Origin of the sequence: Bradyrhizobium pachyrhizi, from assembly GCF_029714545.1 — a bacterium.
Classification (GTDB): Bacteria; Pseudomonadota; Alphaproteobacteria; order Rhizobiales; family Xanthobacteraceae; genus Bradyrhizobium; species Bradyrhizobium pachyrhizi.
Map to the genome: position 1 here is coordinate 6,318,614 of NZ_CP121667.1, position 20,796 is coordinate 6,339,409.

The 20,796-nt window shown below is 60.4% G+C and carries 27 protein-coding genes; 2 read left to right on the forward strand and 25 right to left on the reverse strand.

What is annotated here, in order from left to right; translation table 11 throughout:
* Positions 1-292 precede the first annotated feature (292 nt).
* The 23 genes from QA639_RS29980 to QA639_RS30080 all read right to left on the reverse strand — a co-directional run bounded on the left by QA639_RS29980 (position 293) and on the right by QA639_RS30080 (position 18,436).
* A complete protein-coding gene (locus tag QA639_RS29980) occupies positions 293-607 on the reverse strand; it encodes a hypothetical protein (RefSeq protein ID WP_283087908.1) in 315 nt (104 codons plus the stop codon).
* Complete coding sequence (locus tag QA639_RS29985) at positions 604-2,079, reverse strand: hypothetical protein (RefSeq protein WP_283087909.1); 1,476 nt, start codon at positions 2,077-2,079, stop codon at positions 604-606. The genes QA639_RS29980 and QA639_RS29985 overlap by 4 nt, the downstream gene beginning before the upstream one ends.
* Before the next feature lie 839 nt (positions 2,080-2,918).
* Complete coding sequence (locus QA639_RS29990; protein WP_283087910.1) at positions 2,919-3,650, reverse strand: hypothetical protein; 732 nt, start codon at positions 3,648-3,650, stop codon at positions 2,919-2,921.
* A gap of 88 nt (positions 3,651-3,738) precedes the next feature.
* The gene (locus tag QA639_RS29995; protein WP_283087911.1) at positions 3,739-4,170 is read right to left on the reverse strand and encodes a hypothetical protein; all 432 of its coding nucleotides are present in this window, start codon (positions 4,168-4,170) and stop codon (positions 3,739-3,741) included.
* Positions 4,171-4,181: 11 nt separating this feature from the next.
* Positions 4,182-4,835 (reverse strand): phage adaptor protein, encoded by a 654-nt coding sequence (locus QA639_RS30000; protein WP_283087912.1) that lies wholly within the window; start codon positions 4,833-4,835, stop codon positions 4,182-4,184.
* A complete protein-coding gene (locus QA639_RS30005) occupies positions 4,832-5,164 on the reverse strand; it encodes a hypothetical protein (RefSeq protein ID WP_283087913.1) in 333 nt (110 codons plus the stop codon). The genes QA639_RS30000 and QA639_RS30005 overlap by 4 nt, the downstream gene beginning before the upstream one ends.
* Positions 5,164-5,475 carry a hypothetical protein gene (locus QA639_RS30010; protein WP_050383875.1) on the reverse strand — a complete coding sequence of 104 codons (312 nt, stop codon included), beginning with the start codon at positions 5,473-5,475 and terminating at the stop codon, positions 5,164-5,166. Before QA639_RS30010 ends, QA639_RS30005 begins: the two co-directional genes overlap by 1 nt.
* Positions 5,475-5,837 carry a hypothetical protein gene (locus tag QA639_RS30015; protein ID WP_283087914.1) on the reverse strand — a complete coding sequence of 121 codons (363 nt, stop codon included), beginning with the start codon at positions 5,835-5,837 and terminating at the stop codon, positions 5,475-5,477. Before QA639_RS30015 ends, QA639_RS30010 begins: the two co-directional genes overlap by 1 nt.
* Positions 5,838-5,901: 64 nt before the next feature.
* Positions 5,902-6,864, reverse strand: coding sequence for a DUF5309 domain-containing protein (locus tag QA639_RS30020; protein WP_050383876.1), 963 nt, complete (start codon positions 6,862-6,864; stop codon positions 5,902-5,904).
* Between the two features lie 831 nt (positions 6,865-7,695).
* On the reverse strand, positions 7,696-7,926 hold the full coding sequence (locus QA639_RS41970; RefSeq protein WP_428841075.1) for a M23 family metallopeptidase: 231 nt from the start codon (positions 7,924-7,926) through the stop codon (positions 7,696-7,698).
* 521 nt (positions 7,927-8,447) lie between these two features.
* The gene (locus QA639_RS30025) at positions 8,448-9,206 is read right to left on the reverse strand and encodes a hypothetical protein (RefSeq protein ID WP_283087915.1); all 759 of its coding nucleotides are present in this window, start codon (positions 9,204-9,206) and stop codon (positions 8,448-8,450) included.
* Between the two features lie 190 nt (positions 9,207-9,396).
* Entirely contained in the window at positions 9,397-9,702 is a 306-nt protein-coding gene (locus tag QA639_RS30030; RefSeq protein ID WP_244481858.1) for a hypothetical protein, read from the reverse strand.
* A gap of 235 nt (positions 9,703-9,937) precedes the next feature.
* The gene (comJ, locus tag QA639_RS30035) at positions 9,938-10,417 is read right to left on the reverse strand and encodes a competence protein ComJ (RefSeq protein ID WP_050383878.1); all 480 of its coding nucleotides are present in this window, start codon (positions 10,415-10,417) and stop codon (positions 9,938-9,940) included.
* A 140-nt stretch (positions 10,418-10,557) separates the two neighbouring features.
* Complete coding sequence (locus QA639_RS30040) at positions 10,558-10,833, reverse strand: DUF6881 domain-containing protein (protein WP_050383879.1); 276 nt, start codon at positions 10,831-10,833, stop codon at positions 10,558-10,560.
* Positions 10,830-10,988 carry an HYD1 signature containing ADP-ribosyltransferase family protein gene (locus QA639_RS41975; protein ID WP_428841192.1) on the reverse strand — a complete coding sequence of 53 codons (159 nt, stop codon included), beginning with the start codon at positions 10,986-10,988 and terminating at the stop codon, positions 10,830-10,832. Before QA639_RS41975 ends, QA639_RS30040 begins: the two co-directional genes overlap by 4 nt.
* 637 nt (positions 10,989-11,625) lie before the next feature.
* Positions 11,626-13,281, reverse strand: coding sequence for a portal protein (locus QA639_RS30045; RefSeq protein WP_283087916.1), 1,656 nt, complete (start codon positions 13,279-13,281; stop codon positions 11,626-11,628).
* Between the two features lie 75 nt (positions 13,282-13,356).
* Positions 13,357-13,845 (reverse strand): hypothetical protein, encoded by a 489-nt coding sequence (locus QA639_RS30050; protein WP_283087917.1) that lies wholly within the window; start codon positions 13,843-13,845, stop codon positions 13,357-13,359.
* Between the two features lie 303 nt (positions 13,846-14,148).
* Positions 14,149-14,517 (reverse strand): hypothetical protein, encoded by a 369-nt coding sequence (locus QA639_RS30055; RefSeq protein ID WP_283087918.1) that lies wholly within the window; start codon positions 14,515-14,517, stop codon positions 14,149-14,151.
* Positions 14,518-15,199: 682 nt separating this feature from the next.
* Positions 15,200-15,763, reverse strand: coding sequence for a portal protein (locus QA639_RS30060; protein WP_283087919.1), 564 nt, complete (start codon positions 15,761-15,763; stop codon positions 15,200-15,202).
* Positions 15,764-15,909: 146 nt separating this feature from the next.
* The gene (locus QA639_RS30065) at positions 15,910-17,196 is read right to left on the reverse strand and encodes a PBSX family phage terminase large subunit (protein WP_050383883.1); all 1,287 of its coding nucleotides are present in this window, start codon (positions 17,194-17,196) and stop codon (positions 15,910-15,912) included.
* Between the two features lie 251 nt (positions 17,197-17,447).
* Positions 17,448-17,699 carry a hypothetical protein gene (locus QA639_RS30070; protein WP_050383884.1) on the reverse strand — a complete coding sequence of 84 codons (252 nt, stop codon included), beginning with the start codon at positions 17,697-17,699 and terminating at the stop codon, positions 17,448-17,450.
* Between the two features lie 323 nt (positions 17,700-18,022).
* Entirely contained in the window at positions 18,023-18,277 is a 255-nt protein-coding gene (locus QA639_RS30075; protein ID WP_050383885.1) for a hypothetical protein, read from the reverse strand.
* Positions 18,278-18,436 carry a hypothetical protein gene (locus QA639_RS30080; RefSeq protein ID WP_157345204.1) on the reverse strand — a complete coding sequence of 53 codons (159 nt, stop codon included), beginning with the start codon at positions 18,434-18,436 and terminating at the stop codon, positions 18,278-18,280. It lies immediately after the preceding gene.
* Between the two features lie 727 nt (positions 18,437-19,163).
* Here QA639_RS30080 and QA639_RS30085 point away from each other — a divergent pair.
* Positions 19,164-19,349 carry a hypothetical protein gene (locus tag QA639_RS30085; RefSeq protein WP_050383966.1) on the forward strand — a complete coding sequence of 62 codons (186 nt, stop codon included), beginning with the start codon at positions 19,164-19,166 and terminating at the stop codon, positions 19,347-19,349.
* 102 nt (positions 19,350-19,451) lie between these two features.
* Here the strand turns inward: QA639_RS30085 and QA639_RS30090 are convergent, their stop codons facing one another.
* A complete protein-coding gene (locus QA639_RS30090; protein WP_050383967.1) occupies positions 19,452-19,754 on the reverse strand; it encodes a hypothetical protein in 303 nt (100 codons plus the stop codon).
* A 201-nt stretch (positions 19,755-19,955) separates the two neighbouring features.
* Between QA639_RS30090 and QA639_RS30095 the strand changes: the two genes are divergently transcribed.
* A complete protein-coding gene (locus QA639_RS30095; RefSeq protein ID WP_283090645.1) occupies positions 19,956-20,216 on the forward strand; it encodes a hypothetical protein in 261 nt (86 codons plus the stop codon).
* 27 nt (positions 20,217-20,243) lie between these two features.
* Here the strand turns inward: QA639_RS30095 and QA639_RS30100 are convergent, their stop codons facing one another.
* Positions 20,244-20,597, reverse strand: coding sequence for a phasin (locus tag QA639_RS30100; RefSeq protein ID WP_016847366.1), 354 nt, complete (start codon positions 20,595-20,597; stop codon positions 20,244-20,246).
* Positions 20,598-20,796: the final 199 nt, after the last annotated feature.

Consider the following 20,796-nt stretch of genomic DNA (forward strand, 5'->3'; position numbering starts at 1 on the left):
GATACGTGCTTGGATCCAGAGAACATGCTCGGTTCGATGCGGGAGCGACATTTCGCTCCGGATATTGCGAATTGATGTGGTCCATCGCTTGTTGCAATAAGCCATGGAGAGCTCGAATATCCACAATTGCCATTCTCTTTGATCCTAAAAGTATACTATTGTTACGTCTCGCAGATTCTTCGGATTCCTCAGGGCGCATCAAGCGCGTGGTTGCGTCTAAGGACTTTGCGGCGATCTGCAGCCTTCGTTGAAGCTCAGAAGGTGCAACTATCACTCTGAGTGAACGATTGAACTAGCCAAGCACCGCGTATAAGAACGTCCGTCCCACCGTTGCCGAGTTCGCGTGCGCGATCGTGAACGATCCATTCGCTACGGCGCTGACGTAGAGCGTGCCGTTGCCAAGCTCCGTCGCGGCGTTTGCCGAGGCTGGCGTCAGGATCGGAGTCGAGCCCGATGCAGCATTCGGCGTCGATACGATCGTCGTCGATGCGCCCGTCGCGAGCGTCACTGTCCCGACCGCGTTCGATCGTCCGGCGGCGAGGCCCTGGATGGCGAGCACGATTTTCTTCAGGTCGGTCTCGATGATGCCTGGAACGTACGCCGTCATAGCGCGCCGCTCGCGATCACATCCGGCACGACGCCGGCGCAAAACGTCCACTGGGTTGCGGCGGGAATCCGCACCTTGAACCGCGAGTAGCGCGTATCCTGCATCATGTCGCAGCGTCCGGTCCTGGCATTCACGAGCACCTCAGTGCCCGGGACTGCAGTCGCGGAAGGCGTATCGCGGGAAGAGACGGAGCCATAAAGCGTGGAGGCGTCGGTGATCGGCCTGAAGCCGCGGATGGTGATCCGGCTTTCGTCGGTCCCCTGCTCTGCGCTTTCCAGCGTCGCTTCCAGGTTCTGGCCGCGAAAGAAGCCGAGCACATGCGCATTGCTGAACTGCGCGATTTCAGGCTGCACCGCCGTGGCATAGGCATCGAGACTCAATGTCATCGCGTCGATCGAGGACGAGATGGTGTCGAGGTTTTCCAGCGTCAGACCGGTCTGCGAGACACCCAGCAGATATTCTCCGGTCATCGAGACAGGAAAGAAGCGATCAAGCAGAAAGTCGTAGCCGAGCAGCTTATCGTAGCTGTTTCCGACGGCACCGGAGACCGATTTGTAGGCCCAGTACACGCGGGTGCTGCGCGGATCGGCCGCGCCCACGAAGAGCTGCAGATTGCCCTTGTCGAGATCCGCCAGGAACGTGCGATCGACCTTCTCGCGGCCGATCTGCTCCGGTACGCCGCCCGGTTCGATCTTGTGAAAGCCCTGGCCCGCGTAGAAGAAGATGCGCTCGCCGGCCCGGATGATCGAATACGGCGCGTAAAGACCCTTGTCCTGCGTAATACGATCGATCTGGAACACGATCGGCGAACCCGGAACATAGGACATCCGCCGGATCGCCTGATCCTGAAAGATGATGCCAGCCTCACCGCCGGCGACGCCGCGAACGATGCCGCCGTCGGGAAAATCCTGAAAGTCGGACGACTTGATGCCGCTGATCCAGCTGTCGGTCGCGTTGAAGTTATTCAGCCCCGACCACTGAATCCGATAAGGGTTCGAAAGCAATCCGGACAGCACCAAGAAGCGGCCGACGACCCCGATATAGGCCGCCTGCGGCGGTGAGCCGAGCGCATTGCCGAACGTCGACGCCGACGACAAGTCAAACATCTGCAGCGCTGTGTTCGCCTGCGTGGCGAAGACGAAATTTCCGGTCTGCGCGAACTGCCACTGCGCGTTGGCGCTCAGCGCGCTATATATGCCGCCGCCTGACGACACATCGGCCCAGGTAAAATCAGTATTGTTGAGCTTGTAGAGCTTGTTGCTGGTTCCGGCGAAAGTGACCACGGTGCCGTCGGACTTCAGCGCGTAGAAGGCTCCCCTGCACGCGGCCGGTAACGGTGCCGCGTAAGCTGACAGGCTCGGAAATGGTCCGTAGCCGTCACCACGTGGAATCACGTTGAGAATGTTTCGCGTCGCCTGACCTTCATAGTCGCTGACATCGGGGCGATACTCGCCAGTGGCAAGCAAGGGCATCTTTCAATCGTCTCCAGGAGATTGGACGGCAGGCAAGGCGAACGCACGGCCGGCGGCATGTCGGGCACTTCGCGCAGAGCGGCGCTAGTGCACAACTGGATTCGGAATTTCCTGCTCGGAATCAGCGGTCCAGGCGCTCGCGGAAGCAGCCTTGGACGTCCAGGCCGAGATTGTTGGAACGTCCGTAGTCCAGGCAGGCGAGACCGTCGCGTTCGTCGTCCACTCAGGAGACGGCGCTACTCCACCAGTCCAGCTGCTTGCGGTAGGTTGGGCCGGCCACCAGTTCACAAAGTCTCGGCCCATCGCCGCGGTGCTGCCAGTGACCTGGTACGCGACCGTTCCGGCATTCAGTGCAACCGCCCCAGCCACTCCGTTACAAGCTACAATGTAGTCCCCCACGACGACGCTGAGCGTCATGGCAGTCCTCACGGAATTTCCGGTGAGGACATAGTTCGTCACGCCCGACACGAGACCAATAGAGAACAGAGCGGCGGAGCCGCCCTCATTGTAGCTTCTCGAGCTTCCATTCAGCTTTGAACTAAAGGTCACGGCATTGGCGGCTAGCGCGTAGCTTGCCGGAGCCGCCGTTTCGCGAAGACCGAGGATCGCCCCATTTCCCTCCAGGGCGTACGATGCCGATCCACAGACCAGAACATTCGATCCGCTTACCCTCGTCTGTCCCAGAGCGAGGCGGCCGATTGCGTCGAACCCGAGCAGCGACATTTGCTAGACCGCTCCCGCCAGTTGGAAAAGCACGACGCCGCACAGCGCCTCAGTGATGAACCCCATCATGTCGCCAAGACTCCGTAACGAGGATCAAGCGCGGACAGGGTGGCGCATTAGGCGCCAATCCTGAATCCTTGAAAATGCGTGCCTGACGTAGCACCGAACAATGTCGTGACGCCGTTTGGCATATAGACATATGCCTCAACGTAGTCGGTGCTTCCGTTCATCGGGACGGCACAAACAAGCAGCTTGTTGCTGTCGCCCGACATACCGCCCGAAACTGCCGTGTAGGCCCCGTTCTTGATGCGCGTGCCGTTTTTGTAAAGCGACGGCTGACAGCTCTCTGTTGGAGAAGTCCCAGTCGCGGTCGTGCAATCCAGAACAAAGAGATAGGTGCCAGCGGTCTGCGGGGTGTACTTCCCAGTCGAGGTATCGAACCAGGATTCGTTATCGACCTGCTTATTCGTCCATGTGATCTTGTTATACGTCGAGGCCGTTAGTCCGGTCAGGTCGGTGCCATTCCGGTCGACGATGAAGATTCCGTTTTCGGACAGGTTGGCTCGGATATTGGCCCGAGCCTGAGCGCGCTGCGCCGTACCGAAATTGTTAGCTTCCTCGATCGAGATCAGATCCTCTTTCAGAGCCACGATCGCTACTTGCGGCGATACGGAGAAATTGATCTTCGACGCCGTTCCAGACGAATTGAACAGGACCGTGGTTCGAGACAGAACGCCGGTCGAGGCGTTCCAGGTACCTTCGCCGAGCTCCCATTGAGAAAGGTCCGCGCTCTCCGCGCGATACTTGTATATGCGCCCATTGACGGCTCCTGCCGCCGCGGGCGCCATGTATCCTCCTACGGGCCCCGCGACCAACCAATCTGCGGTGCCTCCGGATGCCGGAGAAAATCTGCACGCGTCGAGAAATGCTGCCATATCAGGAAATCGTCAGGATGCCGTTGATCTGGTCGAGCGCGACCGTGAAGGTATTGCCATTGGTGAGCACCAGGCCTGTGCCGTAATCCCACCACCCGATCAAAGGCTTGGTTGCGGAAGTCGAGTTGTAGAGAACGGCATATTGAAACGGACCGATCGATCCGCCGGCCGCCGTCCATGCCGGGTTCGTTGAGCCAAAGAACCTGAACGTGCCCGAGGTTTGCGATCCCGCGACCGCACCGATCGATGCTCCCCCCGACAGGTAGCCGTTTCCGGCCGGGAGATCGGCGGGCACATTGTAGAAGGTGTTGGTCGCGGTGGGCAGCGCGTTGGTGAGATATACCTTGTAGACCTGTGCCGTCCCGGTCTTCATGTCGTGCAGCGCGTTAGCGACATCCTGCACGAAACAGTTGAACTTGTTGAAGGCGGCCATGCTTGTGATTCCTAGATGATCTGACCGGAAGCGCGAACCGTCATTGGCCCGGCATTGAAAGTTGAGGTCAGCCCCAGATTATTGAGACTGTTGAGCGCGGCCGAGAAGCCGAGCGCCCAGGTCTGGATCCGTCCATCGTCCTTCAGGTAAGGCGCGGCCTCCAGGAGCGCGCCATAGAGATACAGATCCGGCGCGGCCGACAGCAGCCAGTTCGGATCATTGCTGGCGAGCGGTGGGACCACCCGCCGGTACACCATTTCGATCGTGTAGGGCTTGTCGGGTTTCGGAGCGATCTCGATCTCGTTGCCGAAGATCGTGAAGTATCGGGGCTGTCCCGCGACGTCCGATATGCCGAACCGGTATTCGTCGAGCTGTGTGCCCGACCTGAACTCGAGCCAAGGCTTGCCCGCCACACTCGACAGCCGCATCCTTCGCATCGACTGGAAGTCGGTCGGCAGCGCGATAAACTCGGGCTCGTCGGAGGTGAGGTCGATGACCGCGATGGCGCGCTGCTCCATCTGGCGAACAAGGAGCTCCCGATTGAGCTTCGCCTCGGAGAGCTGGATGAAGGTCGGGATCCGCGCGATCAGGACGGCATCCTGATCGCGCGCCAGATATTCCGTCACCGCCGATTGCAGGGAGGCATAGTCCACGATTTGTGTCACGAGGCCTCCGCTGTCCATCCGGCCTGCAGCTTCGGTCGATCGGTGCGCAGGTAGGCCCATTCGGGATCGTCGAGCTTGCGCTGCACGATGGCGTCAAACTCGGGGCAGAACATCCCAATCGACGTGTTGCCCCTGGCGTGTTCTTCGTTGAGCCATTTGACGTAGATCACGTTGGGGATGCGCGCGACGTGTCGGCCCCACTCGCTGTGCTGTTGGTCGCGACGCGCCGCATGATTCCATTGCAGGATCGGCTCGACATCCTGCACGTGCTCGATCGCAAGGTCGCGACCGTTGCTGTCGAAATGCGGCCGGATCAGGATGCCGTCCATCACGACATCTCCGTAACCCAGAGCGTGCCGGCGGTTGCCGTGACCAAGCCATTGGTTGTCGCCTTGATTGCGGCGATCCGCTGCCCGGGACTGACGATGACGTATTCGACCAGGTTCGCAGGCAGATAGATATCAGCGGTCGTCGCGGTCTGGGTGCCGTCGCCAATCCGATAGCAACAGGCGGAGTTGGCGACCAGGCGCAGCTGGTAGGTCTCGGCACCGAACGCATTGGTCGCCCCGACGCTTGCGTCGTAGGCGATCGTCTGCGTCACGCCGAGGCGCGACGCCGGATGTTTGGGAAAGAATGACATCAGGCCGTCCTCACCGAGAGAGAGAAGTGCATGGGAACGGCGGCGCCGGACGCGCCTGACGGCGTCAGCACGATGACATCGTCTTCGTTGAGATATGTCGGCGAAGCCGGTACCGCCGAGAACAGCTGCCCCGCAGCCGATCCAGCCTGCGGTACCGCGAAGGTCGTCAGTGTGTTGCCGTTGGCGGCGACCGTGATGGTGCCGTCGGCCGTGGTGATCGCGCCGCCCAGAATTCCCGTCGCCTTCAGCACGCGGCAACGAAATGGAACCCGAATATAGGCAGCAACGGGAGACGCACCGCACGACGGCGTATAGACCGTCAGGTGCTCGGTATTGAGAGTGTGATTACCGGGAAGTGGCATGAAGGCCTCCTGAGGCAAGGGAAAGCGGGCAACCGAAGTTGCCCGCCAGATCGCAATGACGGAGTTAGGACGTGGTGTTGTCGAACACGCCGCCGGAGGCCTTCTCGTTACGCGCGACCAGCGCGTATTCGGCCAGCACTTGGCGCCGATCGGAATCGCCCGTCTTCGCCAGCGGGATCGAGATCATGTTGCGGCCGTTGAGATAGGCGACGGCCCATTTGTCCATCTCGAGCACCAGAACGTCGCGCGGACGCTGGAAGCGATTGGCGACCACCTTCAGTTTGCCAAAGTCGGATTCGTACGCGTCGACCGAGGCGACGATCTTCTTCGACTTGGCTTCTTCGATCGCGGTGGACCGGCCGGTGAAGGTCGAGAATACCTGCTTGTTGAAAGCGCCCGTCATGATGGTGCCGGGCTTGCCGCCATTGCTCCAGACCGACGACAGCACGGTCTTCAGCCGCACCTCCGTGAACGCCAGCTGGGTGCCGTCGGTTCGCGTGCCGATGCCGTCGGCCGCGGCCGGATCGGCTGCACCGCCGGCCGTCCCTTTCGACGTATTGCTCACGACCCACGACAACACCGACGCCGTCTTGCGCGGTACACTGGTCGAGCCGGCAACCTTGGCCTGGTTGCTACCAACCAGGATCGTCTCGATGTCGCGCTTCAGCTCGAGGCCGCGCAGCATCTCCTGGTAGGCGAGTTCGTTGTCGCGGCCGGCGTGGTCGACCGCCTGCTGCGTGCCCGACACCTGCGCCATTTTGTAGGAGATCTGGCAGAGATTGCCGAGCCGGACGGTCGGCACCAGCGCGTTGGCGGTGGGGTCATCTCCCTCGAGCTGGGCGTTGGCGTTGGAGGCTGGCGCCAGCGCCTGGGTCTGCCATTCGTGGTTGACGGCAGAGGCCTTTTCCTTATCGACGCCGCTCATGAACGGAGTGTCGGTCGGATCGATGCGATAGATCATATCGCTGAGGTCTTCACGGTTGCCGATCGCCTGGTAGGTCGTCACCGTGTTGGTAGGCAAAGCCATGTGTTGGTCCTTGTGCTGTCCGACAACGCGAGCGGACGGCCGCCCAATCGGCGGAACGTTCGGCATCGAGATGGGCGGACGTGATGGTCTTGGGTGGTTGAGCGCTCGGGCTGCACGATGGCGCGGAAGTTCGCTTCCGGTTCGGCCGGCCCTCGTCTCCGCCGTGGCGCCTGCGTGGGCAGGGTCGGCGTCATGAAAAGGCCCGCGGCGGCTTCCCGGCGCGGGCTCAAACTTTCGATGATGAGATTATGCTAGTGAGTTGCCCGACGTGTCAACATGCATGATGATATTTTTTCTGACTGACAGAAAATTCTCTCCGCACGACGGCTGCACGCGTGATCGCGTATCAGGGCCGGTCCCACCGCGACGGCAATCGTCGAACCTGGGATCGATCGCCGAAGCGATCTGCGAATGAGGCTGCATCATCATCTGGCATGTACGGCACAGCTGCCATTCCAGGCCCTGGAGGTTGAGGCACGTCGCCTCCTCGCTCGCTCCTCTGCTCCATGTATTCCGCCAGCATTCCTGGTAACCCTCGAGGCGACGTAACCTCTCCATCGGCTGATGCGGGACGCCAATTGCCGAAGCGGTCGGCGAACGGAATTCCTGGCTCGCCGGTAGCAAGTCCGAATTGATGAAGTGGGGACGCGGAGATCAACGAACCACGACGACCTCCAAAAGCCAACGCTTCGTCCGTGTCGTTCGGACCGAACATGGCTCGGCCGGCCCGGAGCGTCTCGTTCGGATAATGGATAGCGGTATCGAACGTGTCAGGATTATCTGTATGCTTCTCGTCGACGGCAAACCCGATACTCCCCGAGCCCTTATCCGTCAGTTTATCCGCTCCGTCGGCGGGCGGATGACGGAATAGTGCAGATGATTTCCCGTCGAAAACGTACCGGTGCTTCCGACCTTCCCGACAATATCGCCTGGCCAAACCCGGTCGCCGATCCGCGCTTGGGAAGGTTCATCCATATGAGCATACAACCCATAGCCGTTTGTTGTCTTGATGATGATCGTATTGCCGAACCCGGGATTGTATCCTGAAATAGACGACCTCACCAGGCGTCAAAGCGGGAATAGGTGTTCCTCGAGGTGCGCGGTAGTCGACGCCAGCATGGAATTTTTGTTCGTGGGTGACGGGGTGAATCCTCGGAGCCCAATCGGAATTCCGCACAAATGGTCGCGGAAGCCCTGGAGGAACATAGGGACGATATCGATCGCTCATTTATTCACTTTCGATAGATCAACGAGCATTCCCTGCGAACACTTATAGGAGCCGGGTTCACAACCTGGCAGACTGTCGTCATCCCATGTCAGGATCACCCATCTTCCGGAAGGCGAGATGGCGACTTCGAAATCACGTCGCCCCTTGCGGTTTGGGAATACCTGCCGCACAACAAGCTTCGAATTTGCGCTCCGGATATCGACAACGTATCCGGCCGCGTACGTTACCGTACCCACCATTCCGGCCCCACCGACCGAAACAGAATTGATTTCTGGCTGTTTGCGATCGCATCCTCCAGTAGCGGTACTGCACTTGAAGATGAATCCCGGAGGCTGATTGGGGGTAAGGAAGAGCGTCAATGCCCGCTGTCCCTTTCAAACCATCCATCGTAAGCATAACCACTCTCCGGCTTGGTCATCGAGCCGAGCTTTCCGCCGTTGGCGTCCAGGATTTCGACGGACGTCGCATAGACGACGGCGATCTTCGCGCCGTCTTCGCTCCATTTAATGAATTCGGGATCCTCCGTCTTTCCGCCCTTGCTCTTATCTTCAACCAGAACGGCCTTGAGCGAGCCCGCAGGTGACGTGAAATTCAGCGGGACACTCGTCGCGACGCTTTTGAAATCGGGCGAAAATGAAATGACCGCATTCTTCCTCTTCGGTGGTTCATAGGAAGCCACCCATTCGCTATCGCCGGATGCGATATCAACCCGCAACACACTCTTGTTGTAGACGTAGCCAAGTTGCCGGCCGTCGTTACGGCATTGCAACCCGCGACCAGGGGAAACAGCGATCGGCGTAACTTTGCCATCGGCGTCATAGGCGCTGAGCTGGCCATTCGTATCGAGGAGATATCGATCGCTCTCTCCACACCAGCTGTTGAATCTCCCCGCAGGGAGTGCCGTATGAGGCAGAGACTCCAATGTCGGGATACTCTTGGGCTGCGCCGAAGGCCTGCTCTCTTGCGCGTTCGCGCGATCCGGCAACACCAAAACCGCACACAGGGACGCGAGAAGGACAACGTGCAAAAGTTCAGCGGACCAGCGGAGCATTGATCGCAACACCACAACGAAACTCCCGGAAGATGGCATGTACAGACCGAACAAGATCCTCATATTGGAAATGCCGTCGGATCAGCATCCCATCCATCCGGATCTACTTTCGGAGCAGACCATGATTCGAAGGCGCTTGTTCACGGCATGTCGTGCACACGGGCTGGAAACGCGATGCCCGCCCTCGGGCACAACCTGCTGGTGCGCCCTCATGCGACATAGAACAAAACAAGAACATTGTCAACGATTGTCGCTACAAGATTCCGAACCGCTTCCTCCGCTCCGCCGTCTGCGCCAGCTCTTTCAGCTCGGCTTTCGCCAGCTTGCCATTGGTGACCGCGGCGGTGAGGTGATCGCGCACCTTCCCAACCACGTTGATGGCCAGGAACAGCTTTTCGCGGCCGGACGCGTCGTCGATCGTCGTCGACCGCCACGCGGTCGTATAGGCATCCTCGAGCGTCGCGAACGCCTCGACCAGCAATTCGTCGGCGAGCAGGCGTTCGGCCCTGACACCCCGGCCTACCGCCTGATCGAGTCTCGATTCATCGGCAATCGTCATCGCGAGGATTCTCCAGCAAAGGGATCGTGTTCGATAGATTGAAAGCGGCACGTGATTTGTCGTCGCCGCCAGTTCGTCTCGGCTGGCGCATGGCGATCGCGACATTGACCTATGGTCACACCGGCGCCGCCGCCGCGGTCGGCATTGTCGCCGGCGCTATCTATGCTCAGTTTGCCACACTGCTTCAATAATCTTCATCGAAGCATCTTCGGGATTGGTGCTGGCGACCGCTCAACTAAATGGCTGGCCGCGCAGTCGTCAGCAAATCATCACGGACCGACAGTTCCGGATCTGCACGAACGACCGCGAAGCGAGGGGCGTCCTTTTTCGCAAAGGTTAGCCGCACCCGCTCGTCTTCGTCGGTACCGGAAGGTTGAAAGAACTCACAGCGCAGCAGAAAGGATCCCGGCGGCAGCTCCAGCGGAACGGTTTCTGCAATGCTTCCGACCTCTATAGCCCCGTCAGCCGGAACCTCGAAGGGGACCTCAACTGCGCGAACCGCGTCGGCGTGAACGGGAGCGGCGTGGTTTACCACGTGGATTTCCACCGAGTGCCGACCGGACTCGACCATCGAGCTGAACGACACGCTGCCAGGCCGCCAGGTGAAGCCCTGCGAGACATGTTGATCAGTCCAGTCATTGTACGGATTCTTCAGCGCGCTCGCGAACACAGAGAGTTGCCCATAAGAGAGCTCAAAGCCGATCGTGACCGCCATCGTTAATCCCCAACGTTGATTTGGGCTCCATACAGATTATCGATCACCGCCTCGGCTGCAATTGCAGGCATCAATGGCATGCACATGACATTGGTCCAACGCCGCTTGCAGATCGTGCTGCATCGCAGCCAGAAGTCGAATCATCCCGTCGCCTTTGCCCAAACCTTGTCGAACTCCGCTTTTGAAATGATTTCCGGCTCGAACTCGGGGTCGCCGGCAATCTCCTCAAAGGATGGGAGTGGCTCGACGCCTAAATCCGTTCCACCGTCAGCGCTTCCGGGACCCGCATACCCCATTCTTCCGCTACGAAAGATTTCGACCTTGCGGACCTCCCAACGTTCGCGATCCAACTCACTATAAAGAAGCACGGGTTCATCAGAGAACGAATGCTTCCATTTCACCTTGAGATAGATCATTCGCTTGGCACCTTTCCGCTACTGACAACCCTACCGTTTAAATCCAACGGCACCCCGTTTGGGATAACATAAACACCGGGCCGGCCTCGAATGACATCCAGATCGCAGTGTTTGCTTTCGAGGTAGTGGGTAAATCTCCTCCCCTGGAAGGGAATTTTTAAGAAGGCTCGCGGAAAGCTTTGCTGGTTTCAGGGTACCCGGCGATATCGGAAAGATATTGGCCATTTCCATATCGAACATCATTCGGGCTTGTGGCTTTCAGAGACGGATTAGCCTTTCCTCTTTTAGGATACCATTCAGACCTGCCTCATCAATGTAATGATATAGAGTTCGGCCGGCGATCGGTACGCCATCGCCGATCACTGCTGTTTCTTCGGCACGTCTGGACGTGGCGCCGCCCATGGCGCCCAGTATCATTCCAATTGCAGCTATGACGGCTCTGGGAAAGTCGTCGCGGCGCTTTGCATCGACAAAGCCAAGGGCCGAGCGTATAGGTCGCCGCCTTCAATTCGTCGGTCGGCCGATTGAAGCCCCTGTGCGGCGACTTGGCCCGCAACTCCAGTGGCCGCGGAATCCGGCTCGTAGGACTCGCCGGGTACCACTGGCGGCATGCCGCGTAGCGACACACCGACATCCGGCGGGACAGCGCTTGTTGCACGCGGTTGAGGCTGACCTTCGGCTTGCGTTCCAGTGGCTCGAATCAGAACTTCCGCTGCGAACGGATCGTGGTCGACGGGAACAAGAGTAACGCCTGCGAAATCCGGTTGATGGTCGACGGGCACCAGAGAGAAATCAGACATGAGGAACGACCATCAGGAATTTGCCGGGCCGCTTCGGATCCTCAACGTAATGGTGGCCGTCCCTGGCCTTTCGCGCCCCCGGCACAGCGATGCGTTCTGATTTCCGCGCTTCCGTCGCAGCCTTCAGATGCGCGTCGAACACCTTGATCTGGGCATCGAGCTCGGCCTTGATCTTGGCCAGCTCGATCTCGGCCTCGGCCTTGAGCTTTTGATGGATCGCATCGGCCTGCGCTTTCTGCTGCTCGACCTGCGCACGATGGACGACGGCAAGCTGATCGGCCTGCGCCCTGGCCTGCAGCGCCAGCACGCGTGGATCCGGCGGCGGCGATGGCGGCGCCGGCGGCGGATGTAGCAACTGTCCGGTCTGCGGATTGACCGCGGTCGGATCGTTGAAGAACCGGCTCGGATTCTTGTGCCCCATGATCCGGGTCAGCTCGACGGCGGTGTTATAGAGCTCGCGGTCGCCGACCATGTTGATCTTGCCGCCGCCGATCAGCTCCTTCTGCACATTGGCAAGCGCCATCACCTGCGCGAACTGCTGCGCCTTGCCACCGGTGCCGAGGCCGACATTGATCGTCATGTCGTCGCGGGTCTTCCAGTTGCGCGGATCGACGGTGACCCAGCTGTTGCGCAGCCGCACTGTCTGCCGCTGCTGGCCGTGCTTGCGGATCGTGCCATGCAGCAGCGCAAAGATGTCGCGCACGCCTTCGGCCATGATCCTCGCGATCAGCTTGACCCGCATCTGAGAAGCCGAGAACACCTGGGCCACCGCGGTCGCCGACTGGTTCTGCAGCGCGTTGGCGTCGATGCCTTGCGATTGGCGGCTGAGGCCGGTGCGGCTCTCGAGCTCGGCATCGAGATATTGCATCATCGGATAGATAGAGGAGGTGATGTCGGGCACCACCTGCCAGTTCAGCCCTCCCGGCGTCTTGGTGCGCACCACGCCGCCCGGCCGTGAGACCAGCAAGTCATCGAGTGTATTGGGACCGGCATTGCTCTCGGCCACCTCGACGCGCGGATTGTTGTGCAGATAGAGATTGTCCAGCGCGCCGCGCTTCAGCGCCGTCTTCTCCCGCTGCAGCGGCATCACCAACTCGGCGATCGAGCGGCCGAAGAAGCGATGCGTCATCGGCACCGGCGTCGTCGCCGCGAACGGAACCGCGTCGAACGGCGTGATGCAGTCACGCCCATCCTTACGCAGGATCTCGCACTGGTCGCCTCCAGTGATCACCTGATACAGGCACGGCCGACCGTTACCCTCATAGTCCATCCGCACATAGTGCTCGGTGATCCGCACCAGCCGCGCCGCCGCGTTGATGCTGCCGGCGCCGGCACCGAAATGCTCGTCGGCGGTATCGCGCGCCAATGTCTCGATGTTGGTATTGCCGGTATAGTCGTTCAGCGAACTGATCTGCGCGGCATCGAAGCCTTCGGCAATCAGCTGGACTTCCGTCTTGGTCACCACCTCGTGGAAGCAGTAGTTGCAGTCATGGATGCTACGTGCACCACGCTCGATGCCGAATTCTTCCGGCGGAACACCCAGCACCCTCGCCTGTGCGAGCTTTCGCGTGGTGACGATGGTGACGTCATGTGTAATGGATGAGCCAAGCGGCATCGCCGCCGGCCCCGGAAGCATGGGAACAGCCATTTTCGTTGAGCTCATCTAATGGGGGTATGCGACGGCTTGTGCGCGTGACAAGCGCTCGTACATCGCGTCGGCGATCTATTTGCCCGGATAATTGGTAGGTGCGTAGCTTTGCAGAAAATCGGCCAACTCGTTCAGGGACAACTCGGGGTAACGCAGATCGGAAGTGTCAGCCTGACGTCCGGAAGGACCGAAGATCCTTTCGAGAAATCGCACAGGAGGCACCCCCTCATTGAAAGCCTTGCCTGATGATGGGGACGCGATCGCCGGCGTCCGCCAATCCACGCTGTCCGCGCCATTGTCGGTCAGGGCGACGATCCGGCCCAGAAGCCCCCCACTCGCTCCCGACCGCGCGGCCGCACCGCCTACGGGCACTTCGGGATATCCATACTCGCGCGGCGAACGGAGTCTGCCGGCGGCGCCGAAATCGCCCGCCGACGCAACTGGACGCGATCCGGCGTCGGGATAGTCGTACTCCCAAACATTGCTTCTGCTTGGGATCCCGGCGGCCGCAGCGCTATCTCGGATAAGGGGTCTGCTCCAGGGCTGCGAATAATCGTCGGACATTTCGTAGGGCCCAAACCCGTACGTCACACCGGCGCCAGGCGTCCCAAAGCCAACACCGTGCGCGCCTCCGCTGGTCCCGACATTCGCGCGAACTGGTCCGAATCCGATGCTGCCTGATGCCGACGGCCCAGTCAGCAGTCCTTCAAGGTCTGGTGTGTATCCCGCGGACAGGCCCCAGCGAGGTGTGCCCGCATACACTTGGGGATAGAGTCTGCCGTGATTGTCGATGTACGCGCCGACCCCGCCGCCCCATGGCCAGCCAAACGTTCCTCCACCGTAAGTCCCTGCTGTCATCTGTGCTCCTTACCGCGTTTGATCGACTGCCAACTCGCAGTTGGTTCGATAGGTTTTCCAGGATTTGAACGTCTGATAAGCAACCCAGAAGACTCCAATCAGCACGAAACAACCAAACACGATATTTCCCGCCGCGAAGAATCCAAGCGAGCCGCCCAAGGCAGCGGCGCACCAGCCGTACAAGGTCTTCATGTACTCGGCTTGCTGCGGCAACGACGTCGAAGGCGCGAGCGCATAGGTGTGAAGCGCGTATCGCGACATGTCGTAGTCCTGGAACTGTGGAGGAAACGAATCGACAAGCTGGCGACGAATGACCTCGGACTTGACGGCCGACCATATTGCGACAATTGCGGCGACGGCAAAGAAGGCGACAGACATGGCAATTCCCTGAACATTTCGACGACAATCGCGACTATGCACCAAACTCCGTGTGCTTCGCCATCCCGCTTGAAGCCTTCAGCGGTCCGCCGAATAGTTGTCGCGCAGATAGTCCAGCATCAAACCGTACAAGCCGCCCGCCTGCTGCGGGGTGTCGCCGTCGCCGGGCTCCATGACTCGACAGGCGCGACCGAGCCTTCCGCCCCGATCGACGACATTTTGTTTCTTGCCGACTGAGGAACACCGCTCTGATCGGGAATACTGGTGTTGACCGTGACCGATGGAAGCATCGTTGAGACGTTGGTGGTCGTTCCGTACCCCAACGAGTCGGCCGACGTCATTCCACACCTGCGAAAGACGAGTCCGTCGTTCAGGCTGACCAAGGGTGGACCGACCCGCCATACGTCGCGCCCACGCGCCATACATGCCGGTGAGGGTCAGCGATCGACCCTCACTCCTTACTGAAGCAGGCAAAACCTATCAGAATCGGGCGCGACTAAATGATCGCATCATGATCGCATGGGCGCCGGTGGCTTCATCTTGATCGGAGTCCTTTTTTCATATCTCAGGACTTGAGCAGCCAGCAATCCGAGCCGAACGGTCGACGTCGGCCCGCAGAATTCTGAGTCTGGCGCTGCTTGGGACTTCCTTCTAGGTCGCGAGCCCGAACGACGACGAGCGGTCAGCTCGTAACCTCGGTCCCCACATCGCTGGCCAGATCGCGCACGGTGTGCTCGACGATCTTCATCGCACCATTCGACTCCATCACCGCCTGCGCCAGCAGCGCAAACTGGTCGTCGGTCAGGTCGTAATAGGTTTCCCGGTTCTCTTCCTCGCGCTCCTCCCACCACACCTTCACGACGCCGACCTTCGACAGCAGTGCGTCCTTGATGAAGGAATAGAGCGTCATGAAGCCCGGATTCTGCTGCATGAAGACGTGATTGACGTAATCGGTCTCCTGCTGCGCGGCGGCCTCGTCCTCGGGGCCGAAAGGCTCGAAGCGCACGACCTCGTCGGAGCCGGCGAAGATGTCCATCAGCGAGGGCATCAGCCCCTCGATGGTGTCGGCGACATCGGTCGAGACCGCCCGCGAACGGCCGTCCTGCGCCGGCATGTCCTTGCGCATGTCGCCGAGATAATAATCCATTGCGTCCGCCCGCTCCTCGGCGAGCCGCGCTGCGGACAGCGCCGCGAGCGCATCGGCCTTTTCGGAGGCGAGCATCGCCTCGAGGTCTGAGGTGGGCATTTTTTGCGATTGCCATGACATGTTTGGCCTCCGGGGTCATTCATTCCATTGATCAACTTGGAATCGATCGAGTATCTCTCATGCAGCCTGGTGAACTCTCTGATGTCCGGCGAAGCAGGAATCGTGAGGGCGAATGACGCATTGCATCACACCCACCCCTGCTGCCGGTACTGGATCACTCGATTGAAACTGCCCGCTCTCCCCGGCGCCTCGTAGCAGATCGCCATCAGGCCGAGCGCGTCGGCAGCATGGCTGGACCAATCGTGCTCAGGACCAAGCCCGACGTTGCGCACCTCGTCCTTCCTTTCATGATAGAAGCCGATCGCGTCACGGCCGGCCTCCGTCGTCGCCTCGTTCCACCAGAGTTGCGGTCCGAGCCGGCGCAGTGCCTCGATGCGCATCATCGCTGCGCCGCGGCCCTGGTTCTTCACCGGTGGCTCGACGGCGAAACCGGCGTCGCGCAGATGGTCCTCGTAGCGCTTACCGGTGACGTTGTTGGTCGCCATGCCGTCATGCGGAAGATACAGGATCGCGTTCTGATAGTTCCGCGAGCGCAGCCAATTGACATGATACGCCAACACCTGGCCGGCGCTCTCATAGTAGTCCAGGATCCTGATTTCGCTGCCGGCCCACTGCACGATCCACATCGTGAAGGCATCGGCCGTCGCACCGGCGCCACCGATATCGATGAAGGCGCGTAGCGGCAGCAACGGATCAGCGGCCACCTTGCCGATCCGGCCGTCCTTGGACGCCTGAGTCAAGAGCTCCGCGAAGTAAGCGCCTTCGAACGCCTGCACGTAACCTCCCTCCCAGATGTGATTGTAGCGATCGGGATAAAGCGCAAGATCAGTGCGCCGCTCTTCGTCAAGCACCGCGGGAAACCACGGATTGTCGCGCCAGTTTGCTTTGACGACGATGGCTCCGGGCGGCTGGCGTATCCGGAGGAAGTCATCGACCGCGTCCGACTTCCGCCTCGGATTCCAGCTCGCCCACAATTCCGAGCCGGGCGCACGGATCGTCGGCCGCAGCAACGCGAGACTGTGCGCGCTCAGCGACTGCGCCTCGTCGATCCACGCGACCTTGAAGCCCTCGAGGCTCTTGATCGAATCCGCGGTGTGATCGCGCATGCCCCGGAAGATCATCACGCCGTCCCCGGGCGTTGTGATCCTGTCCGAATATACCTTGAACCCCTGGCCGACGCCAAGCGACGCGATCTTGCTTTCGATCAGCCGCTTTGATGATTGCGCCAGTGTCCGCTGCGCCTCGCGGATGCAAACCGCCAAGGTGCCGCGCTCGGCCTGGCACATCTCGACCAGAAGCTCGCCGAAGAAGTGAGACTTTCCCGACCCCCGGCCGCCGAATGCTCCCTTGTAACGTGCCGGCCGAAGCAGCGGCTCGAACACTTTTGCGGTTGGAATTTTCAGGATCGACAAGGCTGCTCTCGGTAAGGGAAATCGGCGTGCACGCCCGTCTGATGCCGAGCGGTGATCATCTCGCTTGAACGGTCATTGACGAGAGCGTGCTCTGAGCAAGTCGGCAAGCCAATCGTCCGGATTGGAGTATGCGGCGCGCAATCGTTGCGCACATCTCAGGTGATCGCGGGCCTAGCTCACCTGGGCTCGTACGCGAGCGCACCTGTGCTAGCGAATAAAAGCGTGAGGAAAATGCCGACCGGTGATGCAGCTCAGTGAATGAAGAACAGGATCACCATGAGCCCCGCACAAAAAGCCAGGAGTCCGATCAAGGTGGCGAAAGTCGCTTCGATTTCCATGCAGCCTTCTTCGCGATCCCGATAGCCCAGCCAGTTGAATTTGTGAGAATCGAGGATTGGGCCGACCCGGACCTTACCGAATGAGACGACCGGAAAGACCAGCCGAGCTATGGCGTAACCCAATAGCCACCAGATCGATTGAAAGGTCGAGAGGGGCACTGTCATGCTCACCGCCCCCTAGTGCACGAAAAGGCCTATTGGCCATGGCCGTCGACATCCACCGATATGAGATCAGACACTACCGACCGAGCAGGCTGCATCATCGCACAATACGACCATTCCGCTCTGACACACCATGATAGATATCATGGCGGCCAACGCGTTGGTAGACCGGTCCCGTGGATCGGGGCGCTCAATGCTGCGAGCGGTAGTGATAGCGGTCCAGGCTCTCAATGACGTGATTGAACCTGTTGGAGCGATCGTCGACGACCGGCCCAAGTGAACTGCTGAACCTGAACTGCTGAACCGGGCGGGCCGCAGCTTGGCCCTCAGGCGTCGTCGCCCTCAGCCCCCTCTGGCTCAACGATGATGCGCTCGATGCGATGCACAAGTTCGAGCGCTCCGTCTCCGTTCTCGATCGCTTGCGGCGGTTTGCCCCAGCCGCGATCAAGGATGGCATTGGCTGCGGAGACGCGGGCAGCCGGGGTTGCGCTGGTCGATCGCATCACCCCGACCAGTGCGTTGATCGCGCTTCTCGTGTGACTTCGTGCAAGCGAACGGATCTGCGTAATCGTTCTTGCCACTCACTTCTCCTGCCAATCGGACGGGAGATACTCGCTCGGAGCCGTGTCGCAATCCGGATCAGGATCAGGCAACACCGCGCGAAATGCGATCGTGGGAAAGTCCGTCTGCTCGCGTTTGGGATGCGGGCGCGGAATGAACTGGATGATCTCGGCGCTCATGCAAGCTCCCACAACGCGACGGCAACCAGACCCGCGAGCGCGAGCGATATCAGATAGGCGGTCATGCAAACCTCGTTGATCGGCCGGCAGCGCGCGATGCGGCCGTGGAATGAATGTGCGGCAGATCGCGCACGGGCGGCGATCTTTGGGGCGCGAACCTTATCCCTGACGAGCGGGGCCGCGGGCGGCGCCGGCTTGCGCCGCGCCGCAGGACCGGCGCGTTCGCGCGCGCCGGTCAATTCGTGGTCGCTTCAACGGGTTCGGACGGCGGCGCGCTTGCGACGCTCAGGCGACGGGCTGGGAGGATGTGGCGTCGTGACGGTGCGGCCGCCGTCCGATTGGTGAAACGGCAAACAAAAAGCCCGCCGCGGATTGCTCCGCGCGGGCTCAACAATTTCTGATTTTCGGATTATGCCCCTGAGTTGCCCGACGTGTCAAACCCTTTTTTCGGGCTGAATGCGATCGGTAAAATGCGATGCGTCGGCTTCGACGGTGAGAAACCGCCTTGAGCGAAAAGCTTGGGCATTGATCCGGAATCGCAACGCGAGCCGGCGCCAAGCGCCTATGCTTGCTGCGATGATGTCAGTGTGCCGTTGAGTTGCCCGACGCGTCAAGCGGACAGCTCACAATATTTGGATCACAATATTTGGATCGACATCAATACAGTTTTTGGCTTGCGTCGGTCGAACTGACCCGCGCCGCATTTGATTGCAAGGAGGAAGCGTCGATGTATTTCGTTGCTGCCGTGCTCGCGGTCCTGTCCGGCCTGTTCTACGCCGCGGGCCACCATCAGATCGGCTCTCTCGGTGCCACCATGTGCCAGTATGGCGGCATCTTCTGCGATAGTCCAGTGCTGGTTCTCGTCGGTGCGGGATTTGCAGCAGCGTGGGGCGTGCTGGTCAGCGTTCGCTGATCATCCCGCGATGTTTCCGACGATGATTTTGTGCCGCTGATTTGCCCGACGAGTCAAATTCCTCCGCCCTGCGTCGGGATGTGATCCCACGAACGCCCGCATCTATCGCGGCGTGCCCGGATTTGCCGGATGAGCGGGCTTTGGGCCGGGTGGATCAGGCTCGATCGGTGCCTTGGGCTCGGTCGGTATGACCTTTGCGCCGGCCGCGCGCGCCGCCTCGCCGGTCGTTGAGTAGTTCGCCGAAGCGGCCGACTGCACGTTCGGCTTGTTCCACGGACCGTGATCCACGATCAGCATGCCGAGCACGCCGAGGATCGCAACCACGGCCGCGACCAACAGCGGCGTGCCACCATGCCGATTTCGATGCTTGACCGAACCGCCGTCCGCAATGCCATGCGCCTGCATTGTCATCATCGCCTCCTCCACGGAAACAAGCCGCGACGCGCGCGTAAGTTTCCGGTTCCCCGATGTGAAAGCGAGGCATGTCGGTGGAACCAATCCGCCGCTGCGGAATTTCCCGGATATGTGGCCGCCACCGCCGTTCAGGACGTGCGGATAGCAAAGGCGTCTGTCACCTGGCTTTCAAGTAAAATCGCGGCACGGCACATGAGCTCCGAAACACCTAAGTTCCCGCTTCAACCCACACTCGGTGAACGAGCGATCGACACCGCGACGGACGTCTCGCGTACGATCACGGAGGTGTCGGATGGACTTCGAGCCGCCGCCGATCGCCTCAGCGATGCAATCGCGACCTCGCGCCGACCGGGCGGAGCCCTGGCCACCGTGAGTGCGGTCACGCGCGAAGCGCCGCTCGCAAGCCTGTTCGTCGCGTTTCTGCTCGGCGTTGCCGTCGCGCGCCGGCGCTAAAGCGTCGATGGGATCGCGAACGCCGTCCTAGAACTTGCCCTTCGTCGCGTCCTTGGTCGCCGACATCACGCTACCGCTGATCTGCCGCATGTGTTCGCCGGCGTTGGTGAACTGGCTGCGCAGGAATTCCGACTGGATCCGCATCGCCTCCTGCAGATCCGTTGCGTGCACGAGCTTGCGCGCATGCTCGAACGCCGCCTTCATGTTCTGCTCGGTGAACGACAGCGCTTGTTTGGAGATCTCGGTACCGGCGCCCGGCATCGACGTCATCGACTTGCTCGCGGCATCAAAGAACAGGCTGAAGGCCTGTTCGGCCTGGTCGATGGTCTTTTCCGCGAGATCGCGCAACTCGGCGGGAACTTCAAGCTTCGGCTCAATCATGATCGCGCCCCCTGAAAATAAGCGTCCGGCGACGTTAGCATAGATTGTGACGGCGTCAGCGCCGGATCGCGAGCTATGAAGACCCCACCCGCTCCGGCCGATTGAGGAAAAATTACCTAGCCGCGACCGACAGCCGATTCCAATCATGTCAGCACTGTGGCATAGTGATTCGGCTTCTTCGTCGGTCGCGTTCGCGTCT

What these genes read in the sequence shown, in the direction of transcription:
- QA639_RS29985 (WP_283087909.1), bottom strand. Translation starts at nt 2,079, where the DNA reads ATGCCCTTGCTTGCCACTGGCGAGTATCGCCCCGATGTCAGCGACTAT.
- QA639_RS30010 (WP_050383875.1), bottom strand. Translation starts at nt 5,475, where the DNA reads ATGTCATTCTTTCCCAAACATCCGGCGTCGCGCCTCGGCGTGACGCAG.
- QA639_RS30025 (WP_283087915.1), bottom strand. Translation starts at nt 9,206, where the DNA reads ATGAGGATCTTGTTCGGTCTGTACATGCCATCTTCCGGGAGTTTCGTT.
- QA639_RS30070 (WP_050383884.1), bottom strand. Translation starts at nt 17,699, where the DNA reads ATGACAGTGCCCCTCTCGACCTTTCAATCGATCTGGTGGCTATTGGGT.
- QA639_RS29980 (WP_283087908.1), bottom strand. Translation starts at nt 607, where the DNA reads ATGACGGCGTACGTTCCAGGCATCATCGAGACCGACCTGAAGAAAATC.
- QA639_RS30050 (WP_283087917.1), bottom strand. Translation starts at nt 13,845, where the DNA reads ATGTCCGACGATTATTCGCAGCCCTGGAGCAGACCCCTTATCCGAGAT.
- QA639_RS30080 (WP_157345204.1), bottom strand. Translation starts at nt 18,436, where the DNA reads ATGAGCGCCGAGATCATCCAGTTCATTCCGCGCCCGCATCCCAAACGC.
- QA639_RS30015 (WP_283087914.1), bottom strand. Translation starts at nt 5,837, where the DNA reads ATGCCACTTCCCGGTAATCACACTCTCAATACCGAGCACCTGACGGTC.
- QA639_RS29995 (WP_283087911.1), bottom strand. Translation starts at nt 4,170, where the DNA reads ATGGCCGCCTTCAACAAGTTCAACTGTTTCGTGCAGGATGTCGCTAAC.
- QA639_RS30040 (WP_050383879.1), bottom strand. Translation starts at nt 10,833, where the DNA reads ATGATCTATCTCAAGGTGAAATGGAAGCATTCGTTCTCTGATGAACCC.
- QA639_RS30020 (WP_050383876.1), bottom strand. Translation starts at nt 6,864, where the DNA reads ATGGCTTTGCCTACCAACACGGTGACGACCTACCAGGCGATCGGCAAC.
- QA639_RS30030 (WP_244481858.1), bottom strand. Translation starts at nt 9,702, where the DNA reads ATGACGATTGCCGATGAATCGAGACTCGATCAGGCGGTAGGCCGGGGT.
- QA639_RS29990 (WP_283087910.1), bottom strand. Translation starts at nt 3,650, where the DNA reads ATGGCGCCCGCGGCGGCAGGAGCCGTCAATGGGCGCATATACAAGTAT.
- QA639_RS30045 (WP_283087916.1), bottom strand. Translation starts at nt 13,281, where the DNA reads ATGGCTGTTCCCATGCTTCCGGGGCCGGCGGCGATGCCGCTTGGCTCA.
- QA639_RS30085 (WP_050383966.1), top strand. Translation starts at nt 19,164, where the DNA reads ATGTATTTCGTTGCTGCCGTGCTCGCGGTCCTGTCCGGCCTGTTCTAC.
- QA639_RS30005 (WP_283087913.1), bottom strand. Translation starts at nt 5,164, where the DNA reads ATGGACGGCATCCTGATCCGGCCGCATTTCGACAGCAACGGTCGCGAC.
- QA639_RS30060 (WP_283087919.1), bottom strand. Translation starts at nt 15,763, where the DNA reads ATGCCCACCTCAGACCTCGAGGCGATGCTCGCCTCCGAAAAGGCCGAT.
- QA639_RS30100 (WP_016847366.1), bottom strand. Translation starts at nt 20,597, where the DNA reads ATGATTGAGCCGAAGCTTGAAGTTCCCGCCGAGTTGCGCGATCTCGCG.
- QA639_RS30055 (WP_283087918.1), bottom strand. Translation starts at nt 14,517, where the DNA reads ATGTCTGTCGCCTTCTTTGCCGTCGCCGCAATTGTCGCAATATGGTCG.
- QA639_RS30095 (WP_283090645.1), top strand. Translation starts at nt 19,956, where the DNA reads ATGAGCTCCGAAACACCTAAGTTCCCGCTTCAACCCACACTCGGTGAA.
- comJ (WP_050383878.1), bottom strand. Translation starts at nt 10,417, where the DNA reads ATGGCGGTCACGATCGGCTTTGAGCTCTCTTATGGGCAACTCTCTGTG.
- QA639_RS30090 (WP_050383967.1), bottom strand. Translation starts at nt 19,754, where the DNA reads ATGCAGGCGCATGGCATTGCGGACGGCGGTTCGGTCAAGCATCGAAAT.